At 70.8% G+C, this 22,082-nt stretch carries 17 protein-coding genes; 6 read left to right on the top strand and 11 right to left on the bottom strand.

Features of this window, described 5'->3' with window-relative positions; translation table 11 throughout:
- On the top strand, positions 1-2,054 hold a 2,054-nt coding region (locus P3T41_RS36165; protein WP_280694905.1), incomplete at its 5' end, for an alpha/beta fold hydrolase.
- A gap of 246 nt (positions 2,055-2,300) precedes the next feature.
- The gene (locus tag P3T41_RS36170) at positions 2,301-3,062 is read left to right on the top strand and encodes a lanthionine synthetase C family protein (protein WP_280694906.1); all 762 of its coding nucleotides are present in this window, start codon (positions 2,301-2,303) and stop codon (positions 3,060-3,062) included.
- Positions 3,063-3,424: 362 nt separating this feature from the next.
- On the opposite strand, the gene P3T41_RS36175 is transcribed toward P3T41_RS36170, so the two are convergent.
- Complete coding sequence (locus P3T41_RS36175; protein ID WP_280694907.1) at positions 3,425-3,841, bottom strand: hypothetical protein; 417 nt, start codon at positions 3,839-3,841, stop codon at positions 3,425-3,427.
- Between the two features lie 365 nt (positions 3,842-4,206).
- On the opposite strand from P3T41_RS36175, the gene P3T41_RS36180 reads away from it, so the two are divergent.
- Complete coding sequence (locus P3T41_RS36180; RefSeq protein ID WP_280694908.1) at positions 4,207-4,509, top strand: hypothetical protein; 303 nt, start codon at positions 4,207-4,209, stop codon at positions 4,507-4,509.
- Between the two features lie 114 nt (positions 4,510-4,623).
- Here P3T41_RS36180 and P3T41_RS36185 read toward each other — a convergent pair whose 3' ends face one another.
- Both P3T41_RS36185 and P3T41_RS36190 read right to left on the bottom strand, forming a co-directional pair.
- On the bottom strand, positions 4,624-4,779 hold the full coding sequence (locus P3T41_RS36185; protein ID WP_280694909.1) for a hypothetical protein: 156 nt from the start codon (positions 4,777-4,779) through the stop codon (positions 4,624-4,626).
- A 29-nt stretch (positions 4,780-4,808) separates the two neighbouring features.
- Positions 4,809-4,943 (bottom strand): hypothetical protein, encoded by a 135-nt coding sequence (locus tag P3T41_RS36190; protein ID WP_280694910.1) that lies wholly within the window; start codon positions 4,941-4,943, stop codon positions 4,809-4,811.
- A 346-nt stretch (positions 4,944-5,289) separates the two neighbouring features.
- Between P3T41_RS36190 and P3T41_RS36195 the strand changes: the two genes are divergently transcribed.
- Positions 5,290-6,810, top strand: coding sequence for a helix-turn-helix domain-containing protein (locus tag P3T41_RS36195; RefSeq protein ID WP_280694911.1), 1,521 nt, complete (start codon positions 5,290-5,292; stop codon positions 6,808-6,810).
- A gap of 55 nt (positions 6,811-6,865) precedes the next feature.
- On the opposite strand, the gene P3T41_RS36200 is transcribed toward P3T41_RS36195, so the two are convergent.
- From P3T41_RS36200 to P3T41_RS36230, 7 genes are all read right to left on the bottom strand, one after another.
- A complete protein-coding gene (locus tag P3T41_RS36200; protein WP_280694912.1) occupies positions 6,866-7,384 on the bottom strand; it encodes a hypothetical protein in 519 nt (172 codons plus the stop codon).
- 206 nt (positions 7,385-7,590) lie between these two features.
- Entirely contained in the window at positions 7,591-8,601 is a 1,011-nt protein-coding gene (gene sbnB / locus P3T41_RS36205) for a 2,3-diaminopropionate biosynthesis protein SbnB (protein ID WP_280694913.1), read from the bottom strand.
- Positions 8,602-8,663: 62 nt separating this feature from the next.
- Entirely contained in the window at positions 8,664-9,614 is a 951-nt protein-coding gene (sbnA, locus tag P3T41_RS36210; protein WP_280694914.1) for a 2,3-diaminopropionate biosynthesis protein SbnA, read from the bottom strand.
- Positions 9,611-10,885, bottom strand: coding sequence for a glutamate synthase-related protein (locus P3T41_RS36215; protein ID WP_280694921.1), 1,275 nt, complete (start codon positions 10,883-10,885; stop codon positions 9,611-9,613). Before P3T41_RS36215 ends, sbnA begins: the two co-directional genes overlap by 4 nt.
- A 20-nt stretch (positions 10,886-10,905) precedes the next feature.
- Positions 10,906-11,934 carry an asparagine synthetase A gene (locus P3T41_RS36220; RefSeq protein ID WP_280694915.1) on the bottom strand — a complete coding sequence of 343 codons (1,029 nt, stop codon included), beginning with the start codon at positions 11,932-11,934 and terminating at the stop codon, positions 10,906-10,908.
- A gap of 54 nt (positions 11,935-11,988) precedes the next feature.
- Positions 11,989-13,341 (bottom strand): methylaspartate mutase, encoded by a 1,353-nt coding sequence (locus P3T41_RS36225; protein WP_280694916.1) that lies wholly within the window; start codon positions 13,339-13,341, stop codon positions 11,989-11,991.
- The gene (locus tag P3T41_RS36230) at positions 13,328-13,870 is read right to left on the bottom strand and encodes a cobalamin B12-binding domain-containing protein (protein ID WP_280694917.1); all 543 of its coding nucleotides are present in this window, start codon (positions 13,868-13,870) and stop codon (positions 13,328-13,330) included. Before P3T41_RS36230 ends, P3T41_RS36225 begins: the two co-directional genes overlap by 14 nt.
- A gap of 286 nt (positions 13,871-14,156) precedes the next feature.
- Here P3T41_RS36230 and P3T41_RS36235 point away from each other — a divergent pair, with 286 nt between their 5' ends.
- A complete protein-coding gene (locus tag P3T41_RS36235) occupies positions 14,157-19,727 on the top strand; it encodes a non-ribosomal peptide synthetase (protein WP_280694918.1) in 5,571 nt (1,856 codons plus the stop codon).
- A gap of 217 nt (positions 19,728-19,944) precedes the next feature.
- Positions 19,945-20,973: an NAD(P)/FAD-dependent oxidoreductase gene (locus P3T41_RS36240; RefSeq protein ID WP_280694919.1), complete on the top strand. Its 1,029-nt coding sequence runs from the start codon at positions 19,945-19,947 to the stop codon at positions 20,971-20,973.
- A gap of 42 nt (positions 20,974-21,015) precedes the next feature.
- On the opposite strand, the gene P3T41_RS36245 is transcribed toward P3T41_RS36240, so the two are convergent.
- Positions 21,016-21,852, bottom strand: a complete 837-nt coding sequence (locus P3T41_RS36245; protein ID WP_280694920.1) for an alpha/beta hydrolase — start codon at positions 21,850-21,852, stop codon at positions 21,016-21,018.
- Positions 21,853-22,082: the final 230 nt, after the last annotated feature.

Genomic DNA, 22,082 nt, shown 5'->3' on the forward strand with positions numbered 1-22,082 from the left:
GCATCGGCACCCTCCTCTACTCCTCCGTCACCTTCGACCTCACCATCACCGCCCTCTTCCTCCCCCTCATCCAAGGCCAACAACTCGCCATCCCCGTCCCCACAGCCGACCAGAGCGCCTTCGACGCCGCCATCGACCTCATCCTCACCGGCACCGAAATCAGCTTCCTCAAAGCCACCCCCTCCCACCTCGAACTCCTCACCACCCACCTGGAGCACAGCGGCAAGCGCCACAACATCGCCACCATCGTCGCCGGCGGCGAAGACCTCTCCCCCACCCTCGCCAACCGCATCCTCACCACCAGCACCGGCCACACCGTCATCGCCAACGAATACGGCGCCACCGAAGGCTCCGTCGCCAACGTCATGAGCCTCAGCACCACCATCGACCCCACCGCCGGAACCACCCCCGTGGGGACAGCGATCACCAACACGACGGCCTACATCGTCGACCGCCACAACCACCCCGTCCCCATCGGCATCCCCGGCGAATGCCTCCTCGGCGGCATCTGCGTCGCCCGCGGCTACCACAACCGCCCCGAACTCACCACCACCCGCTTCGTCGACCTGGACCTCAACGGCGCCACCGAACGCGTCTACCGCACCGGCGACCTCGTCCGCTGGCGCGAAGACGGCCACATGGAGTTCATCGGCCGCATCGACAACCAGGTCAAACTCCGCGGCTACCGCATCGAACTCGGCGAAATCGAAAACAACCTCCTCACCCACCCCACCATCACCGCCACCACCGTGGTCCTGCGCCAGGACACCCCCGGCGACAAGCGCCTCGTCGCCTACCTCGTCTCCACCAACACCCCCACCACCACCGAACTACGCACCCACCTCCAACACCACCTCCCCGACTACATGATCCCCACCACCTACATCACCCTCCCCCACCTCCCCCTCACCCCCAACGGCAAAATCGACCAGAAAGCCCTCCCCACCCCCGACCACCACCGCCCCGACCTCGACGCCACCTACACCCCACCCCGCACCCCGGTGGAAGAGGCGATCGCGGGTGCCTGGAGTGCGGTGCTGGGCATCGAGCGAGTCGGCATCCACGACAACTTCTTCGAGCTCGGCGGGCAGTCGATCAACGCGGTCCGGATCGCCTCCCGGATCAGCGAGGCCGGTTGGCGAGTCAGCCTGCAGCAGATCATGCGGCACACCACGATCGCCGAGCTGGCGGCCGCGCTCACCGAGCCGTCGCCCAGCGGAACGGCCGCTACCGCCGCTCCCGCCGGGCTGATCGTCCACCTGTCGGATGCCCAGGCGGTGGGCCTCCCGCGCCTGTTCTGCGTCCACCCCGGCGGCGGCAGCACGCACTCGTACCGGCAGCTGGCCGCCCGGCTGGCCGGCGCGTTCGATGTCTACGGCGTGCAGGCGGCCGGGTTGAACCCGGGCGAGGCGCCGATCATCGGCATCGAGGCGATGGCGGCCCGGTACTGGGCGGAGATCCGCTCGGTCCAGCCGGAGGGGCCGTGCCTGCTGCTCGGCTGGTCGACGGGAGCGGTGGTGGCGCACGAGCTGTGCGTGCAGCGCCCGGATGACGTCATGGCGGCGTTCCTGCTCGAACCGGCCGTCACCGGTCCGGAGCAGCGCGCGCGGTTCGAGCGCTACACCGAGGTCTACCAGCAGGTCAACGCCCTCTGGCAGCAAGGCCAACGGCAGACCGGGGCCGACCGTGCCGCAACCGAACGCGCCCTCAAGCAGCTTGCGCCGCAGATGAACATCGAGGTGGACGCCGTCACCCTGGACGAGTGGCTCCCCTACGAGGTGCTGGAGGCGGAGGTCCGCTCGCTGGCCGCCTACCAGCCCGGCCGCGCTTTCACGCGCGGAACCCTCTTCGTCAGCGAGTCGGTCCGCACCGCCGGCCCGGAGGGCAGCGCCGACGAGGTGGGCCCCGCCGAGTACACCGCCCACTGGCAGCGGTGCTACCCCGCCGGCCTGGAGATCCTGGACCTGCCCGGGCGACACCTGCAGATGGTGAAGGGCGCCGAGCAATTGGAGGCGCTGGCCTCGGCGCTCGACAAACTGGAGCGGAATATCTGACCCGTCGTCAGCTCTTGTCTGGGTGACCAGGGTTTTTGTCCTGGTCACCCAGGGGCGCTTTCCGAAAAGACCGTCGTCCACGAGTCACGTACCCGCGAAACATGCGACACGGCAAGCAAAATGCGGTGACGGATCGCGGTCAAACCTCATCGCCAAATCGGCCAAAGAGGAATCGAATCCAGCCTTCGAACAGATCGACCTCCGTTGCTGCGACAGCGCGCCACCCTTGGCGAAGGCGTGGCCGGCGTGGCCATGACCCACCTCGCGCTGTACCGCCATGACCGGGACGAGCGGCACCTGGACCGCGCGGCACAATTGCGCGCGACCATCCCGGACGATCCGGAGCTGACGCCCCTGCTCGGTCCCGACGACGCCACCGGCCTGCTGCACGGCAGGCCCGGGGTGGCGCTGCTCGACTACTACCTGCACCACCTCACCGGCGACCCGACGGCGATCCGGCGCGGCCTCGCCCTGCTGCGCACGGAGGCCGGGCGCGCGGTCGAGTATCCCGGGGGCGGCCTGGCGTTCCGGATCTCCACCACCGACAACCGGTTGTTCCCCTACCTGCATCGGGGCTCGGCGGGCCTGGCCCTGGTCGCCGACCGCTACCTGCCGCACCTCGACGAGTCGGCCGGTGCCGAGTGGACCAGCACCGAGTTGGCCACGCTCATCGAGAGGTGCCTGACGCCCGGCTCCGTCCCGACCACCGCCTACAGCGGCCTGTACGAGGGGCGCGCCGGGCTGGTGCTCGCGCTCGCGGACCACGCGACCTGGACCGGCTCACCGGCCGACCGCGAGACCGCCTTGGCCGCCGGCAGCCGGCTGTACTGCCACGCGGTCACCCACCCCACCGGCGTGCGGTTCTCCGGCGAGCACACGTTCCGGCTCAGCGCCGACCTGTGGAGCGGTTCGGCCGGCGTCCTGCTCGGGCTGACCCGGCTGCTCGACGGCCCGGTTGATGCCTTCTTCACACTCGACGACCTGGTCCGGTCCGCTGCTCCGCGCTGAGCATTCGAACTGGCCGAGCGACTGTCACAGCCGCTCCCCCCAGATGTCCCCGGTCGGCCGGGGCACACGCAACCGGTCCTGCGCACAGGGACCGATAACAGAAGGGAAGTCTCCGATGTCCGAGGTTCTCGCTCTGCAGATGCTCGAGGAGCCCAACAAGCTGGTCGTCCTCAGCTGTGAGGGCTGCACCAGCACCACCGCCAGCACGGGCTGTGGCTCGTGACCCTGTCCTGATCGACGGAGAAGGGGCCCGGCCGATGCCCGTTCGATCTCCCGGGCCCCTGACCGGAATCTGACGGTCAGGCAGTGCGACGGTGGGTGACCAGGGGTTCGTCCCCTGGTCACCCACCGGTGCTTCCGTGTCAGCCGACGACGTACACCCACGGGCTCTCGCCGCCGTACCAGTAGGTGGGGCTGGTGAAGTACGAGACGCCGTAGTACGTTCCGGTGCCCACGGACACCCAGTTGGAGTAGACCGCCCCGTTGGGGCCCCAGACGACCGCGCAGTTGCGGCTGCCGTTGACCACGTTCTGGTTGCTGTCCACGACCTCCGCGCAGAGGGTGATGTCGGTGTTGTTGGAGCCCGACGTGAAGGCGCCGGACTGGACGCCGTTCCCACCGTTCCCGCCGACGCAGGTCTGGATCGAGAGACCGTCCGCCGGCAGGGGGGCGCGACAGCCCCCGACGGAGGTGGAGGCCGAGGCGGACCCGGCGGTGGCGAGTCCGGCGGCCGCGGCGAGCACGACGGCTCCGGACGCGGCGGCGAGGCGAAGCTTCAAGGTATCTCCCTCGTAGTCGAATTGGCGGCAGCTAGAAGCCGTCAGGCTCCCCCGTGCGCCGCTGAGCCCACCCTGACGCCCCGCGCTCACCGCCGGCTCACCGATGCCTTACGCCACTGCGCGCGGGCCCGGCCCGGGGCCGGCGCGGGTCACCCGTCCGTGTGAAAAACCGCCTGACCCCGGTAGACCAGCGGTAACGTCAAGGGCCATGAATCAGCAGACCTGTCCACGCTGCGCGGGCACCGGGGTGACCGAGAAGGTCCGGTACACCGTCGAGACCTGCCCTGACGGGCGGCAGCAGCCCAGGACGGAGAGCTACCTCTCACCCTGCGACCACTGCGGCGGGAAAGGCCATGTGAACTGAGATGCGACTTGTCTTCCAGTGCACCGAGTGCGGGATCAACTACCTGCCGCCAGAGGGTCTCACCTACGGAGACGGCAGTCCGGCCAGCCCACTGTGGTGCACCGAGCATCTGAGCGTGATGCGTGAACGCGGGGTCAGCGAGCCCCCGTCGGCCGTCGCCATCGCGCTGCTGGCCGCCCGGCAGCGAGCAGCGGACCCGGCCGTCGAGCAGGGCGCACCCCGACCGGACGTCCGCCCCTCCCGCCCGACCCGCACCCGCCGCGGGGCGAAGTCGCCGGGGGGCGGGCGGTCGAAGCTCCGCTGATCCCGCGGTTGCCTGCCGCGTCTCGGGAGGGCAGCAGGTTGCTCTGACTGCTTGGTACTGCAACCGCATCGCAGCGCACCAGGCATCCGCTCGCCCTCCCTCGCGCTGCTCGGTTCACTCGCTGGTCGGCGACGTCGGTTCGGCTTCGCTCTCCGCCGCCGATGTGTCCTCGGCGGTCGTGTCCGCCGCCTCCGTCGCCGCGGTGGTCTCCTCGGCTGTGTCCGTGCTGGCGTCGCCCTTGTCGGCGCGGCCACCCCCCCAACCAGGCATACCTTCCCTCTCTCCCTTGTGCTGTCAGGTCACTCGCTCGACGGCTCGGCTTCGGCCGCCTGTGGTTCCTCGACGATGCTCTGCTCCTCAGCCCGCTCCGCCGCGGGCTCGGTGTTCGTCGCGGTTTCGGTGTTCTTGGTGCCGCCGCCGGTCACGTCAGGCATGCGCTTTCCCCCCCAGCGTGGTTCCCGGTTCCCGTTCTGAGCATCCCCCAGAGGATTCGGGGAGCAGCGGCCCGGCCGCCCGTCATGGGGCAGCGGGGCTGTTTCAACCGCCCCAACCGGTGAAGTAGATGTAGTTCAAGGTCGCGTGCAGCTGGCGGGGCGGCGTGTGCGGCTCCCCCTCAGCCGCTCACCAACCTAGGACCGGCGACGCATCGTGTGAAGTGCCAAGTTGCACGGTGAAGCGGGGGTTCCGGTGCCGGACTGCACTGTGAGTTCTGTTGTGCTCCTACCAGCCCGCTGCCTATTCTGTGACCGCACCAATCTGCGAATGTCTCTCGGGGGCGAGATGCAGGGTGATCTGCGTGCGGACGTGGCGTCTGTCGGGCGGATTCGACGGGCCGACGATTTGCTGGACATGCAGCGTGCTGCCCGAAAGGGCGGCACCCCGCTGGTGCTTCGCTGGCTGGCTTGCCGCATCGGCGCTGACGTGTTTCTGATGAACTCTGCTGGCACTCTGGCCCACCCGCCCCAGGCTCCCCTGGGCGACGCCCGGCGTGGTCTCGCGCTGCGCGGTGCAAGAGAGTTGGCTGAGCGGCGGCTGGGTTCGGTTGCCATCGACCAGGACGGGCTTACGTGCATCGTCCTTCCCCTCGACGGATCACGGGGCGCCTCCGCACCTCTCCTCGCCGCCGTGGTGCCCCGGCCGACCCCGCCTGAGCTGCCCCTCCTGCTCGCCGATGCCACCTCCGTGCTGAGCCTGAGTTGGCTGGCGGAAGACACCCGGCGCCAACAGCGTCGGCTGAGGATCGCCGACGCCGGGACTCGGGAAGCAGTCCTCCACTTGCTGCTGAACGGTCATACCTCCGCCGCGCGCCAGGTCGCGGGGGCGCTGCGCCCGGCTCTGCCTGCGGTGGTACGGGTGTACGTCATCGAGGGGCCGCCGGAAGTTCGTGGCCGGCTGGCCAGGGAACTGGCCAACGTGGCCGAAGGCGCATGGATCGTGCCGTGCCCGGTGTACTCCGATCACCACTTCATGCTCGCGCCTGGCGACGGTGCCCCGACCCGGGTGTGGCCGGCTGAGCTGGCGGCCGCCTGCTGGATCGGAGAGAGCAACGCGGTGCCCCTGCGGGAGACCGCAACCGGCTACGCTCAGGCGTTCCACGCCCTCGCCACCGCACGTAGCTCCTCAGAACGGCACGCTTCGTTCACGGCCAACCCCGACCTGACGCTGACCATCGGGCCCGCCGCGGCGACCTGGGCCGAGACCTTCCTCGCGCCGATCCGCGCCCACCGCCCCAGGCGGCCCCAGGACCCCGACAGCACAGAACTTCTGGCGACCGCCGCCTCATGGCTCAACTTCCACTCCAGCACGACAGCCCACCTGAAGATCCACCGCAACACCCTGAGCGCGCGCCTGACCCACATCCAAGAACTGCTCGGCCTGAACCTGCATCGGCTCGCCGACCAATCAGCGCTGGCACTCGCTCTGCGGACGACCACCACCAGGATCCCGCCCCCGCGAAAGCACGACGCCTCAGGCGCGGAGCAGGCATCGCCCACCCTGGACGAGCTCTTACTGCTGCCCCGGACAGGGGCGTGGGCCCAACAGCAGTTCCGTCCTGTGACCGCGCCCGACGTGCCGGCACCCATCGCGGAAACCCTCACCACCTGGCTGCGCCTCGACGCACACATCGGCCCCACCGCGGACGCACTGGCCATCTCGGAATCCGCCGTGCGCAAGCGACTGACACGGACCGAAGCACTGCTCAAACGCTCGCTGCTGCAGTCCCCCAGCGCTGTCCACGACCTGTGGCTCGCGCTCCGCGCCCTCGAACTGGCCGAGCCAGGCGAGCTTCGAGGTCGATGAGCTTCGGGAGATACCGACCGCGCTCGGCGAGCGCACCGACCTCCGAGCCGGACGGTCAGCCGCGTTCCGTCGCCGACTCGTCGGGCGGGCACGGCTCGCCGCCCGGCGGGACGGGCTCGAAGCGCCAGGTGGTCGCCGTGTCGCAAGGCTGGAGGGTGCCGCTGCTGCCGGGGACGATGGTGGCGCACAGGCCGGTCTCGACGTTGCGCAGCTTGGTGGGTGCAGCGGCGTCCGTCGGCACGAGCCACTGCTGCGGGAAGATGCACGGGTAGACGATCAGCTTGTTCGGCACGTCGCGGTCGAGGCACCTCTGGTCGCGTCCGGAGCTGGTGAGGTCGACGAGGGTGGCCTGGCCCGGGCGCTCGTTCTCGACCCGCCACCGGGTGCAGGCACCGAGGACGGCGGGCACCCCGCCAATCGCGGTGTTGCGGGTGCCAGGGGTGAGGCAGCTGCCCGTGGCGAGGTCGCGGATCACGTAGACGCCGTTGTCCAACGCCTGGGCGGGCGTGGCGAACGCGGCGGCGCCGGCGAGCGAGCAGGCCAGGGAGAGAAGCAGGGTACCGACACGTCTCACGGCTGGACGCTCCAGGAGAGGCGAGGGCGGCGGGCAGAAAGGTCCTGACGGTAGGAAGGTCACACGTCCGCCCCCCGCGCCCGCCGCGCCCCGCCGCTGCTCCCCCGGGCATCACCCGTCCGGTGGTCGGAGGCCGTCCGGCAGCACGGCCGGCGCGGGCACCGTGGTGGCCCGCTCGTGCGACGCCAGCCGCGTGCCCCGGGCGCTCACCACCGCGACAGCTCCGGGAAGAAGCCGGGGATCTCGGTGGCCCGCCCCTGTTCCAGGGCCGTCCGGTAGATGTGCGCGCCCACGGCCAGGTCCAGCACGCCCAGTCCGAACGGGGAGAAGATAGTGGTGCGGTCCTGGTGGAGCGTCACCTCGCCGCGCAGCACGTCCGCCAGCGTGCCGGTGATGAAGTCGCGGGTGCCGTACTCGAGTTCGGTGAGGTGTGGGGAGGTCTGCGCGGTCAGGCAGTGGTCCACGTCGTCCAGGATGTTGTGGCACTTGATCATCACGGTGGGGTGGATGTCGCGCAGCGAGAGGTTGAGGATCAGCTGGTCGGGGCGCAGCGTCTGCTCGTCGCTGAGCCAGGGGGCGGGGGCGGTGGTGGCGAGGATGACCAGGTCGGCCATGGCGAGCGCGGAGTCGATGTCGTCGGCCCGCTGCGCGGAGGTCCAGCCGTGGGTCTCGCGCAGGTAGGAGGCGAAGGTGTCGGCGTAGGCGTCCACGTGGTCGTGGACCAGGCAGTCGCCGACCGCCAGGCCCCGCGCCGCCAGGAAGTTGGAGACCGTGCGCCCGATCACCCCGGCTCCGACGAAGAGCACGGTACGCGGGCGCTCGCCCGGCTGCAGCGTCTCCACCGCCAGCGCGGCGGAGGCGGCGGTGCGGGCGGCGCTGATCTGCGAGGCCTCCAGGCAGGCGAAGGGGTAGCCGGTCTCGGCGTCGTTGAGGATCAGCACGGCCGAGGCGCGCTGCAGGTTCTGCTCGACGTTGGGCGGGTAGCTGGCGATCCACTTGAGCCCGGAGACCGGCTGCTCGCCGCCGAGGTGGGCGGGCAGCGCGATGATCCGGCAGCTGGGCTTGTCCGGGAACCGCAGGAAGTAGCTGTTGGGGTTCACCGTCCGGCCCAGGCTGTGCGCCAGGTAGGTGTCCCGGACCAGCTCCAGGATCTTCGCCGGGGCGGCGGCGATCACCTCCTGGGTGAGGGTGCCGTCGACCACGTGGAAGGAGGTCATGATGCTTCCTCTCAATTGTCTTTGACGATCAGTCAGAACGAGAGAAGTAAGAACGAGAGAAGTCAGAACGAGAGAAGTCCGTACCGCTCCGCCACCCAGGCGTCGTTGTACACGGTGCGCAGGTAGCGCTCGCCGAGATCGGGCGAGATCGCGGCGATCCGGCTGCCGGCCGGGAAGCCCGCCGCGTAGTGGCGGACGGCCGCGAGCACCGAGCCGGTGGAGCCGCCGGTCAGCAGGCCGTGGTCACGGGCCAGCCGGCGGCACTCGCGGATCGCCTCCGGCTCGGCCACCAGCACCACCTCGTCGGCGAGTTCGGGCCGGCACAGCTCCGGCGGGCGGCTGGCGCCCAGGCCGGGCAGGAACCGCTGTCCGGGACGGGTGCCGAAGATCACCGAGCCGACCGCGTCGACCGCGACGATCCGGGTCTCGGGCGAGTACTCGCGCAGGTACTGGGCGCAGCCGACGAAGGTGCCGGTCGAACCGGCGCCGACGAACAGGTAGTCGATCTGCTGCAGCTCCTTGAGCATGCTGCGCCCGGTCTGCTCGTAATGGGCGCGCGGGTTGGCCTGGTTGGCGTACTGGTTGAGCCAGAGCATCCGCGGGTCGGCGGCGGTGCGCTGCTGGATGTAGGCGATCCGGGAGGCCAGAAAGCCGCCGTTGGCATCCAGGCTGTCGACCACCACGACCTCGGTGCCCAGCGCCCGCATGTGGTCGGCGCTGGTGGTGGAGGTGTTCGGGTCGACCACGCAGGTGAAGGGGTAGCTCTTGGTCGCGCAGATCGAGCTGAGCGCGATGCCGAGGTTGCCCGAGGAGGACTCGATGATCGGGGTGCCGGGCGCGAGCAGGCCGCGGTGCTCGGCGTCCTCGATCAGGCTGAGCGCGGTCTTGAGCTTGACCGAGCCGGCCGGATTGAGCCCCTCCAGCTTGAGGAAGACATCCGATCCCGCCACCAGTTCGGGCAGTTGGAGGAAGATGTCGTCGGTGACCATCTCGTAGCCGTGCCGGTAGATCATGATGAGGCCTCCCACAGATCCTCGTGGCCGAGCTCCGCGGTGGCGTACTTGCCCAGCGCGCTGATCAGCAACTTCATCTCCAACTCCAGTGCCTGAAGCAGTCGTTCGAGCCCGTGTTCGGAATCCTCGTCGACCGCGACCAGCGCCGCCCGGCCCAGGCCCACGCCCGAGGCGCCGAGCGCGAGCAGCTTGACCGCGCGCGGGCCGTGCCAGACCCGGCCGCTGGCCAGCAGGGTGCCCCGCCCGGTGTCGATCCGGCGCAGGCACTCGGCGAGCGGCAGGCCGACGTGATCCAAGAACGCGGTCGGTGCCCAGCCGGTGCCGCCCTCCGCGCCGTCCACGGTGACCGCGTCGGCGCCGGCCTGCCAGGCGACCTCGGCGGCCCGCCCGACGTCGCGGCCGGGGAAGAGCTTGACCCAGCAGCGGGCCCGCGGGTAGTTGTTGCGCATCAAGTGGATCTGCTGCCGGAAGATCTCCTCGGTGAACGTGCCGGGCGAGGAGCAGCGCAGCACCGGCCCGTCGGCGACCAGGCGCTCGATGGCGTACTGGTCGTCCAGACCGGCGACCGCCGCCTCGCTGATCATGGTGAGCCCGCCGAGGCCGGGCTTGGCGCCCTGACCGACCTTCAGCTCGAAGGCCAGGCGTCCGGTCGCGAGCAGCTCGCCGACCGCCGGATCGCTGTAGACCTGGTTCCACACCTCGGAGTTGGCGTCCTCGGTGCTCTGCTGGACACAGATTCCTCCTACGGTGTCAGGGAGTTCCTCCAGGTACGCGTGGATCCGCTCCAGCAGGCCCTTGCGGTGCTCGTCGCCGCTGGTCCGGAAGCCGTTCATCGGGGCGACGTTCTCGCCGATGATCATCGGGATGCCGAGCCGCCCGGCCTGCCGGCTGATGCCCAGGCTGGTGTTGGCCGCCCGGGTCGAGCCGAGCGCCGAGACGTACACCGGCAGCGGGGAGTCGAGCCCGCCGAAGGAGGCGGCCAACCGGACGTCGGAGTAGAGCGGTTCGCGACCCAGGTCGATCAGCTTGGCGAGCCGGCCCGGCATGAAGAGCGGCGGGGCCAGGCGCAGCGCGTCGATGGCGTCGATGGCGTCGATCGCGTCGGCAGAGCCGGTGGCCGGGGGGCGGTGCGGGCCGGCACCGTAGACGGCGCTGCCGTAGTCGGCCAGCGGGGGGAAGACGGCGGCAGCGCCGTCCCGGGCCCGACGCCGGACCTCGGTCTCGGGGAAGCCGGGTGCGGTGAGGGCGTTAGCGGCGTTCACGGTGTTCATGGCGTTGACGGTGCTGGCGGTCACGGCGAGACCACCCCCGCGAGCTTCGGGAAGGCGGTGGCCTGCCAGACCGAGTCCAGTCCGGCGACCCAGCGGGTCAGCCGCTCGACGCCGATGCCGAAACCGGCGCTGTTCGGGATGCCGTTGCGGACCACGTCCAGGTACCAGGCGTACTTGGCCGGGTTCTCGCCGGTCTCCCGCATCCGCGTGATGATCTTCGCGTACTCGAACTCCCGCTCGCTGCCGCTGCACAGCTCGCCGCAGCCTTCCGGAGCGATCAGGTCGAAGTTGAGCAGGGTGCCCGGATCCTCCGTGCTCTCCTTGTCGTAGAAGCCGCGCGAGCCCTTGGGGTAGCCGACCACGAAGAACGGCGCCGCGGCGTCCCGGGAGATCAGCTCCTCGGCCTGCCACTCGATCTCGGTGCCGGCGGCCTGCGGGTAGCCCTTGGCGCGCAGCCGCTCGACCACCTCGCCGTGCGGGATCCGGGCGAACGGCGCGGCCACGAAGGCCTGCAGCGCGGCGGTGTCGCGCTCCAGCGCCGCGAGCTCCTCGGCGCACTCGGCCAGCACCTTGGTCACCGCGTGCCGGATCACCCCCTCGACCAGGTCCATCGCCTCGTCCCGGGTGGCCCTGGCCACCTCGACGTCGATCTGCCGGAACTCGGCCAGGTGACGGCGGGTGGAACTGGTCTCGATCGGCTCCAGGCGGACGTTGGGCGCGACCAGGAAGATCCGGTCGAAGGTGAGCAGCGAGGCCTGCTTGTACAGGATCGCACTGGTCATCAGCTTGTAGTGGTGGCCGTAGAAATCGATGTCGGCCTGCTTGGCGCCGCGCGAACCGGGATCGGTCACCGGGCCGATGATCGGGTGCGCCATCTCCACCGAACCACCGGCCCGCAGGTGTTCACGGGCGCCGGCCAGCAGCGCCTGCTGGATCCGCAGCGTCGCCCGGGTACGCGGGTCGGCCAGGTGCAGGCGCGGCAGCGGGAGGATGTCGGCATCGGGGACGGGCATGGCGGTGCTGAGCGGGCGGTCGATCTGTGTGGTCATCGTGGGATTCCTCTGGGTACTGGTTCCTGGGTACTGGGCGCTGGTTGTTCGATCTCAGGCGGTCTGGCGCAGGTCGGCCGGGTCGGCGGTGTCGGCGGTGTCGGCGGTGTCGTAGCGGGACCGCACATAGCTCAGGGCGTGCAGCAGGCGGGTCGAGGTGAGCTGCGCCGAGCGGTGCGCGGGCGTCAGGTGGCCGATCGGCAGCGAGCCGGTACGGCTCCACTCCAGGCGCCCCTGCTCGGTGATCACGCTCCGCGCCCGGCCGGCGTTGTCCGGGTGCAGGCAGTACGGGACGTCCAGGTACCCCTGGGCGAAGGCCCGCACCAGCGCCTTGCCGATGTCCTCGTTCAGCCCGAGCACCGCGTCGATCAGTGCCCGCGCCTCCTCCTTGATCCCGGTCGAGACGGGAGCGGCCGGCAGGCGCTCGGTGGCCGCGCCGGCCCTGGCGGCGGTTTCGAGCGCGGTGACGTTCTCCGCGATCGACGGGATCCGCTGCGCCTCGGCGGCGGTCTTGACGATCAGCCGGGTGGAGCCGGTGCGCACCGCCAGCCGGGCCGCGTCGGCCACCAGGCTCAGCGCGCCCCGCTCGGTGCTCGGATACAGGCCCATGTAGGCGTAGATGACCACGTGCCAGCTGGTGTCGCCCAGCAGCTCCGCCGCGATCTCGTGCAGCGCGAGCACCGCCTCCTGGTCCTGGACGGCGTCGGTCTGCTGGGCGTAGCTCAGCGAGATGCTGTGGATGCCGTGCCGGCGGAAGAAGAGGCCTTCCAGCACGGTGATGGCGATCAACAGGGACGGCGGGCAGAGCTGGCCCAGCATGCAACCGCCGAAGCTCTCCAAGTGCGGCTCGACGCCGCGTTCGCGCAGCGCGGCGAGCTTGTGGCAGGCCTCTTCCCAGGCCTGCACGGACTGCCGGATCGGGGTGCGGCTGTAGGGCAGGCAGTAGGAGATCGGGCCGCCTTCGGTGGCGTCCAGTCCGGCCTCGATCAGGGCGTCGAAGATCCGGCCCGGCAGCGACGAACCATGGCGGACCTGGACCGGAAAGTCCCGGTCCCGGATGCCCGCCAGCATCGCCTCGGTGGTCGCGGTGGGGAAGTTGACGATCGGGTAGCCGTTCAGCGGCCGGCGCTCGCGCAGGGCTCGCTCGGCGGTGGCGAAGTCGCCGACCCGGGTGAAGCTGTCCAGCGTCAGGGTGCCGACCGTGGTGGCGTTCGCGGCCTTGGTGGCGCTCAGGCCCGCCCGCATCCGGGCCGGGTCGCTGAAACCCATCCGGGGCTGCACGACCAGCGCGCCGCGCCGGCGCGCGGCGTCCAGCACCGCGTGGAAGGTGGCACCGGGGCCGTGGTCGCGCGCGGCTCCGCTGCCCGTGACGGCATCGAGGGTGCGATAGGGCTCAACGGATCGCATCGGCGTAGGCCCTCCGGTCCAGGCCGCCGGCCGGCGGTGTGAGCGGGCGGGCGACCGGCTCGGGCAGCCGCTCCAGCAACGCCAGCCGCTCCAGCAACGCCAGCAGCTCCGGCACCGCCGTCTCGCCGACCAGGACGGCGTCGAAGCCGGCCTCCAGCAGCGGCAGGAAGTCCGCGTCGGTCCGCGATCCCGCGGTGTCGAGCTTGCCGCCGATCACCAGCGGCACCTGCCGCAACTCCTCGCTGGCCCGGACCGCGCGGGCCAGGCCCAGGCCTTCGTGCAGGCCGTGCCCGTTGACGGTGCTGATCACGATCAGGTCGGGCCGGACCTGCGCCGACTCGCCGACCAGGGTCGCCACCGGCACGCAGGCACCGAGGTTGGTGACCGCGCAGCCGTGTTCCTCCAGCAGCAGCTGCAGGTAGAGCAGGTTCCAGGTGTGCGAATCGGAGGGGATGGTACTGAGGACGACGTTGCGCGTGCCGAGACCGGGTGCGAACGCGTTGTTCGGGGACTGCTGCCGCAGTGCCACAGCCGACCTACCTCTCTCTTCACCGTGTGGAAGGCCGCGATCGGATCGACCGGGCCCAGTACCCCCGTGGCTGGCGCCGCCGGCGTCGACGCGCTCGTGGCGGTCTCCGACGGGCGACGGACTCATCGTGGCCAGCGCGCCGCTCCGGTGGCACTGGGTACTTGTGACCGCCCGCCTGGGCGGCACTTCCGACCACTGGGTCGCCGTCCGGGCCGGCCCTAGCGTCGTCATCGCGGACATCTCTCCGCGACGAGCGTGCTATGGACGACGTGTTGGGAGTGGAACGGTGACTGACCACCAGATGGATGACCGGCAGCGGACCTTGGCCGGCCTGGAGCCGCTGGAGCTGCCCACCGACCGTCGCCGGTCCGCGACGGCGTCCGGGTCCGGGTGCGGCGGCGACCGCGACGGCGTCGCCTTCGAGCTGCCGGGCGGACTTCCTACCGAACTCACCAGTCAGCACGCCTTGCTGACGGCGTTTCAGGTGCTGCTGGCGAAGTACAGCCGGCAGCAGGACATCGCCGTACGGATGCCTACGGACCGGGCCGGAGAGGGGGACGGGGACGGGGAGGTGGTGATCGTCCGCACCGATCTGTCCGGTGACCCGACCTTCGCGCAGTTGCTCGAGCGGGTTGCGGCGAACGCTGGCGCGGCTGCTCAACATCCTTTCTCCGAGCGTCAGTTCGGCGCTGACTTCGACGCACTTCGGCTGCCGGCCTTCGGCTTGCGCGCAACCGGCGAGCTGGGCCTGAGCGTCACCGGGTCACAGGCGGTGGTGGAGTACCGCGCCGACCTCTTCTCGCCGGCGACGGTGACCCGCCTGGCCGGACACTTTCGGACGCTGCTGGCGGCGGTCGCGCAGCAGCCGGCGGCCCGGCTGTCCGAACTGGAGCTGCTCACCGCCGCCGAGCGGGAGCAGCTGCTGGTGGAGTGGAACGACACCGCCGCGCCCTTTCCGCAGGACCTGACGGTCCATCAACTGATCGAGGCACGGGCGACCTCGCACCCGGAGATCCCGGCGATAGGCAACTTGACGTATCGTCAACTTGACAAGCAGGCCAACCAGTTGGCACACCATCTGCGCGCCCGGGGCGTCGGGTCGGGCAGCCTGGTGACGGTCTGCCTGGAGCGCGGTCCGGAACTGGTCTGCGCACTGCTTGGCATCCTCAAGTCCGGTGCTGCATACGTGCCGATGGACCCCGAGTACCCGGCGGACCGGCTCGCCTACCTGGTCAAGGACTCCAGCACCCCACTGATCATCACCCACACCCGCCACACCAACCGCCTCCCGGACCACGTCCCACACCTACTCGTCGATCAGAACTGGCCCACCGGCCGCGCGGACAACCCGACCCCCACCGCCACCCCAACCGACCTCGCCTACGTCATCTACACCTCCGGCTCCACCGGCAAGCCCAAAGGCGTCCAGGTCGAACACCACAGCGTGGTCAACCTCATCCACTGGACCAACACCACCTTCGACACCCACCCCGGCGACCCCGTCGCCCTGCTCGCCGGCGTCGCCTTCGACGCCGCCGCCTGGGAACTCTGGCCCGCCCTCACCGCCGGCGCCACCTGCCACACCCCCACCGACAACACCCGCCTCACCCCCACACTCCTCCAACAGTGGCTCACCGACCAGCGGATCCGTGGCACCTTCCTCTCCACACCGATGCTCGAAGCCCTCGCCACCCTCCCCTGGGACTCCACCACTAGCCTCGAATACGTCCTCACCGGCGGCGACCAACTCCGCCTCCCCGCCGACACCCACCTCCCCTTCCGCATCCACAACAACTACGGCCCCACCGAAGCCACCGTCCTGGTCACCTCCACCGAAATCACCCTCGGCGACCCCCTCCCCCCCATCGGCCGCCCGATCGACAACACCGCCCTGTACGTCGTCGACCCCGACGGCCACCCCGTCCCCATCGGCATCCCCGGCGAACTCCTCATCACCGGCACCGGCCTCGCCCGCGGGTACCTGGGCCGACCCGACCTCACCGACGAGAAATTCACCCACACCCCCTACGGACGCGCCTACCGCACCGGCGACCTCGTCAAATGGCGCGGCGACGGACAGTTGGAGTTCCTCGGCCGAATCGACAACCAGGTCAAACTCCGCGGCTACCGCATCGAACTCGGCGAAATCGAAGCCACCCTCCTCACCCACCCGACGGTCACCACCGCCACCGTCCTCCTACGCGAAGACACCCCCGGCGACAGGCGCCTGGTCGCCTACCTCACCCCCAACGACCTCAACACCGACCACCTACGCGCCCACGCCGCACAGCACCTGCCCGACTACATGATCCCCACCACCTTCATCACCCTCGACCACCTCCCCCTCACCCCCAACGGCAAGACCGACCGCCGCGCCCTCCCCACCCCCGAGGTCCAGCAGTCCGCCACGACCCACACCGCTCCCCGAACCGCCACCGAGCGCGCCGTGACCGCCATCTGGAGCGAGATCCTCGGGGTCGAGACCATCGGCGTGCACGACAACTTCTTCCAGCTCGGCGGCCACTCGCTGCTCGCCACCCAGGTCACCAGCCGGATCCGCCAGACCCTCGGCGTCGACCTGCCCGTGCGCACCGTCTTCGCCGCGCCGACCCCCGCTCAACTGGCGGCCGCCATCAGCACCTTGGACACCACCCAGGCGACCGTGATCACCCTCGCACCGCGTGACGGACGTCCGTTGCCGCTCTCCTTCGCCCAGCAACGCCTCTGGTTCCTCGACCAACTCGAGCCCGACAGCACCGACTACCTCATCCCGTTCGCCCTACGCATCACCGGCCCCCTCAACCCCACCGCCCTCCAACACGCCCTCACCACACTCACCACCCGCCACGAAATCCTCCGCACCCACTTCCCCACCAACCCCAACGGCGAACCCACCCAACACATCAACCCACCCACCCCACCCACCATCACCACCCACGACCTCCGCCACCACACCCACCCCACCACCCGCGAAACCCACGCCCAACACCTCCTCCTCACCGAAGCCCGCCGCCCCCTCAACCTCACCACCGGCCCCCTGCTCCGCATCGACCTCGTCCTGCTGTCGGACGAGGACCAGTTCCTCCAGCTGACGTTCCATCACATCATCGCGGACGGCTGGTCGGAGGGCGTCCTGGCCCGCGAGCTGCGCGAGCTCTACGCCGCCGCTCTCGGCCAAGGTGACACCGAGCTGACCGAACTCCCGGTGCAGTACGCCGACTTCGCGCTCTGGCAACGTGGCTGGCTGACCGGCGACGCGCTACGGGGTCAGCTGGACTACTGGCGCGAGCGGTTGACCGGCATCGAACCGCTGGAGCTGCCCACCGACCACCGGCGACCCACCCGGCGCGGCGCCGACGAGGACGGCACCGTCCTCTTCAGCATCCCCGCCGACCTCGCGGACCAGGTGCGAGCCATCGCCACCGACAGCGGGGCCAGCCTCTTCATGACGCTGCTCGGCACCTTCCAGCTGCTCCTGTCCAAGTACAGCCGCCAGCAGGACATCGCGGTCGGCACCCCGATCGCCGGCCGCAACCGAGCCGAACTCGAAACCATGATCGGCTTCTTCGTCAACACCCTCGTCATGCGCACCGACCTCACCGGCGACCCCACCTTCACCGAACTCCTCCACCGCGTCAAAGACACCGCACTCGGCGCCTACGACCACCAGGACCTCCCCTTCGAACGGCTCGTCGAGGAACTCGCACCGGACCGGGACCCGTCCCGCAACCCGCTCTTCCAGACCATGTTCGTCCTGCGGAACGCCTCGGAGGCCGCCGACTGGCAGCTGCCCGGCACCACCGTGACGCCGATCCCGGTCACCGGGCAGCAGGCCAAGTTCGACCTGACCCTCTCCCTCGTCGAGGAGGCCGACGGGGGGCTGCACGGCTCGGTGGAGTACCGCGCCGACCTCTTCGAGCCCGCAACGGTGACCCGGCTGATCGACCACTTCCGCACCCTGCTGACCGCCGTCACCGCCACTCCGCAGGCCCGGCTCTCCGAGCTGGAGCTGCTGGCCGGAGCCGAACGGCAGCAGGTCCTGGTGGAGTGGAACGACACCGCCGCCGACTTCCCGGACAGCACCACCATCCACCGGTTCTTCGAGGAGTGGGCCGAGCGCACCCCGGAGGTCGTCGCGGCCCGGAGCGAGACCGAGGAGTTGACGTACCGTCAGGTGAACGAGCAGGCCAACCGGTTGGCCCACCACCTGCGCGCGCTGGGCACCGTGCGGCCGAACACCGTGGTGGCCGTCTGCCTGGAGCGCAGTACCGACCTGGTCTGCGCGATCCTCGGTGTGCTGAAGTCCGGCGCCGGCTACCTGCCGCTCGACCCGGACTTCCCGGCCGAGCGGCTCGGCTACATGGTCGAGGACTCGCACGCCCCGCTGGTCATCACCGACAGCCGGCACGCCGCGCGGTTCCCGGCCGGTGTGCCGCGGTTCCTGACCGACCGGGACTGGGACGGCCTTGCCGAGTTGCCCGACGACAACCCGCCGGTCCGCTCCGGCGCGGACGACCTGCTGTACACCATCTACACCAGCGGTTCGACCGGCCGCCCCAAGGGCGTCCAGGTCCGGCACCGCAGCCTGGTCAACCTGGTGCACTGGACGAAGCGGGACTACGCGCCCCGGGCCGGCGAGCCGATGGCCCTGCTCGGCGGGGTCGCCTTCGACGCCGGGGCCTGGGAGTTCTGGCTGGCCCTCACCTCCGGCGCCACCTGCTGCATCCCGACCGAGGCGGTCCGGCTGGCACCCCCGGTGCTGCAGGAGTGGATCGTCGCGCAGGGGATCCGCGGCGCCTTCCTCTCCACTCCGATGCTGGAGTCACTGGCCGCGCTGCCCTGGGACGACGTGGCAGGCAGCCCGGACTACCTGCTCACCGGCGGCGACCAACTCCGGCTGCCCCCGGGCAAGCAGCTGCCGTTCCGGGTGGTCAACGGCTACGGCCCGACCGAGACCACCGTCATCGTGACCGCCGTCGAGGTGACCCCCGGCGACCCGCTCCCGCCGATCGGGCGCCCGCTGGCCAACGTCCGCGTCTACGTGGTGGATCGGGACAACCACCCGGTGCCGGTGGGGGTTCCCGGTGAGCTGCTGATCGGCGGCGTCGCGGTGGCCGTCGGCTACTACGGCCAACCGGAGCTGACCGCCGAGAAGTTCATCGACTTCGAGGTGGACGGCGGCACCCACCGGGTCTACCGCAGCGGCGACCTGGTGAAGTGGCGGGCGGACGGGCAGCTGGAGTTCCTCGGCCGGATCGACAACCAGGTCAAGCTGCGCGGCTTCCGTATCGAGCTCGGCGAGATCGAGGCCACCCTGCTCAGCCACCCGGCGGTCACCGCCGTCACCGTGATCGTCCGCGAGGACACCCCGGGTGACAAGCGCCTGGTCGCCTACCTGACCGTCGCCACCGGAGAACTTCCGCCCGCTGCTTCCGAGTTGCGCTCCCACCTGGAACCGCGGCTGCCCGGCTACATGATCCCCGCCGCCTTCGTCACCCTCGACCAGCTCCCGCTCACCCCCAACGGCAAGACCGACCGCCGGGCCCTCCCGGCCCCCGACCACCAGCGCCCCGAGGTGGCCGCCTACGCCGCTCCGCGCAACCCCGTCGAGAAGGCGATCACCGCCGCCTGGAGCGACATCCTGGGCCTCGACACCATCGGCATCCACGACGACTTCTTCCACCTCGGCGGCCACTCGCTGCTCGCCACCCGGGTCACCAGCCGGATCCGCCAGACCCTGGGCGTCGACCTGCCGGTCCGCACCCTGTTCACCTCCCCAACGCCGGCCCAACTCGCCACCGCGATACGGGAGATCATGCTGGCCGCGATCTCCGACCAGTTCGGCAAGGCGGGCTGACGGCCGCTCGACCAACCGCGTCGGGCCGCACCGCGGTTCCGGTGCGGCCCGACGCCCCGAGGCTGGACCTTCGAGATCCCGGTGGGTCCAGCCCCAGACGTGTACAAGCCCACCGTCGGTGGCGTTCGATCTGCCCGCGGCCTGGTGTTGCCGAAACAGCAACAAAGATTGCCATCCTCGCAGCCCGGCGCGCACGGTAGTCGTGGAGGTGGTCAGAGTGACCGATCAGCTGAGGGACGGATATGACGTGGTGGTGGTCGGCGGCGGCGCCGCCGGGTTGAGCGGGGCGCTGATGCTGGCGCGGGCGCGACGGTCCGTGGTGGTGATCGACGCCGGCGCGCCGCGCAACGCGCCGGCTGCGGCGGTGCACGGGCTGCTCGCCCGGGACGGCATCCGGCCGGGCGAGTTGCTGGAGCGTGGCCGGGCCGAAGTCCGCGGCTACGGCGGCCAGGTGGTGTCCGGCGAGGTCGCCACCGTGGACCGGGAGGACAGCGGGCAGTCCGGGTTCGCGGTGACGCTGTCCGACGGTCGCCAGGTCCTGGCCCGCCGGCTGCTGGTGACCACGGGGCTGGTCGACGAGCTGCCGCAGGTGTCAGGGCTGGCGGCGCGCTGGGGCCGCGACGTGGTGCACTGCCCGTACTGCCACGGCTGGGAGGTCCGCGACCAGGCCATCGGCGTGCTGGGCAGCGGACCGATGGCGGTGCACCAGGCGCTGCTGTTCCGCCAGTGGAGCGCCGACATCACGCTCTTCTCCCACCGCATGCCGCCGCCGACCGAGGAGCAGGCGGAGCAGCTGGCCGCTCGCGGCATCCGCGTGGTGGACGGCGAGGTGTCGGCCCTGGAGATCGCCGAGGACCGCCTGGTCGGCGTGCGGCTGAGCGACGGTCGGGTGGTGGACCGCGCGGTGCTGGCGGTCGCGCCGCGCCTGGCGCTGCGCGTCGGCTTCCTGGACCCGCTCGGACTGCGGCCGGCCGAACACCCCTCGGGAATGGGCGAGTTCCTCCCCTGCGACGCCACCGGCCGGACCGAGGCGCCCGGGGTGTGGGTGGCGGGCAACGTCACCGACCCGGCCGCGCAGGTCGGCAGCGCCGCGTCGGCCGGGGCCGCCGCGGCCGCCCAGATCAACGCCGACCTGATCGCCGAGGAGACCCGGCGGGCGGTGGCCGCGCACCACGAGGCGTTCTCGCACGAGACCGAGGCGCGGGTCGCGGACCTGGTGGCAGGCGACCGACGCCACGGCCTCTGAACCCCTGAGCCGCTGAGCCCAGCCGGTGGGGACCGCGCCTGGTCAGCCCAGGAACGCCGCCGTGGTCGCCGCGAACCACTTCGCGTCGTCGAGCCACGGGAAGTGCCCGGCGCCGGCCTGGACGGTGAACTCGGCGTTCGGGAAGAGCGCGTGGTACTCCTCCAGCACCCGCGGCGGCGCCGCCAGGTCGAGCTCGCCGGCGAGCAGCAGGACCGGCGGGGCGAAGCGGGCGAGCGCCGCGCGGGTGCCGTCGGGGTCGAACGCGCCGTCGGCTCCGAAGGCGGCGATGGCCTGGGTGTTCGTCTGCTCCTCCCCGGCCGCCTGGTGGGCCTGCGCCGCCTGGTCCCAACGGCCGTAGGAGAACGGTGCGATCGCCTGCCAGGTGTCGGCGGTGGCCTGGCCCGCCAGGAGCGCCTCCAGAGCGGCGAACGCTGCCGGGAACCACGGCTCGTCCCGGCGCAACAGCGCCGTCTCGCGCCGGTCGGCTCCGGTGATCGTCAGGCCCACGGCGAACACGCTGGGTGTGATCAGGGCGAGCCGGCCGACCCGCTCGGCGTGGCGAGCCGCGTACTGCACGGCCAGGTTGGCGCCCGCGCAGTGCGCGAGCAGGTCCATCCGGTCCAGGCCGAGGTGCTCGCGCAGGGCCTCGACGTCGTCGACGAGTTGGTCGCAGCGGAAGTAGTCGGCGTCCTGCGGTATCGCCGAGTCGCCGGTGCCCCGGAGGTCCAGCATGATCAGCTGCCGGTGCGCGGAGAGGCCGCCGAGCTCGCCGAGGTAGGCGGCGGCCTGCGGTCCGCCGGGCAGGCAGACGACGGCGGGGCCGTCACCGACCACGCGGTAGCTGAGCTCGGTTCCGTCATGCGCGGAGAAGGTGGGCATGATCGGGCACCCTGCCAGCCGGAAGCGCGGCGGTGCAAGCGAATTGCGGTGCGGGCCGGGGCCCCTCCGACAAAGAGCACGCACCTGACGCCGCCAATCCGCCCTGCGGGCGACGAAGGGGGTTTGACGACAGGCCCTAAGGCCAATACCGGTGATTTAGGTCGTTTTCCGGCTGGTCGGGCTGGCTCTGGTGGGTGCGACCAGCCGGACGGTTGGAGTGTCGGGTGCCG

The sequence above is a fragment of the Kitasatospora sp. GAS204B genome (genome assembly GCF_029892155.1).
Classification (GTDB): domain Bacteria; phylum Actinomycetota; class Actinomycetes; order Streptomycetales; family Streptomycetaceae; genus Kitasatospora.

What these genes read in the sequence shown, in the direction of transcription:
- P3T41_RS36180 (WP_280694908.1), top strand. Translation starts at nt 4,207, where the DNA reads ATGCGACTTGTCTTCCAGTGCACCGAGTGCGGGATCAACTACCTGCCG.
- P3T41_RS36220 (WP_280694915.1), bottom strand. Translation starts at nt 11,934, where the DNA reads ATGACCACACAGATCGACCGCCCGCTCAGCACCGCCATGCCCGTCCCC.
- P3T41_RS36190 (WP_280694910.1), bottom strand. Translation starts at nt 4,943, where the DNA reads ATGCCTGACGTGACCGGCGGCGGCACCAAGAACACCGAAACCGCGACG.
- P3T41_RS36195 (WP_280694911.1), top strand. Translation starts at nt 5,290, where the DNA reads ATGCAGGGTGATCTGCGTGCGGACGTGGCGTCTGTCGGGCGGATTCGA.
- P3T41_RS36215 (WP_280694921.1), bottom strand. Translation starts at nt 10,885, where the DNA reads ATGAACACCGTGAACGCCGCTAACGCCCTCACCGCACCCGGCTTCCCC.
- sbnB (WP_280694913.1), bottom strand. Translation starts at nt 8,601, where the DNA reads ATGACCTCCTTCCACGTGGTCGACGGCACCCTCACCCAGGAGGTGATC.
- P3T41_RS36185 (WP_280694909.1), bottom strand. Translation starts at nt 4,779, where the DNA reads ATGCCTGGTTGGGGGGGTGGCCGCGCCGACAAGGGCGACGCCAGCACG.
- P3T41_RS36245 (WP_280694920.1), bottom strand. Translation starts at nt 21,852, where the DNA reads ATGCCCACCTTCTCCGCGCATGACGGAACCGAGCTCAGCTACCGCGTG.
- P3T41_RS36225 (WP_280694916.1), bottom strand. Translation starts at nt 13,341, where the DNA reads ATGCGATCCGTTGAGCCCTATCGCACCCTCGATGCCGTCACGGGCAGC.
- sbnA (WP_280694914.1), bottom strand. Translation starts at nt 9,614, where the DNA reads ATGATCTACCGGCACGGCTACGAGATGGTCACCGACGACATCTTCCTC.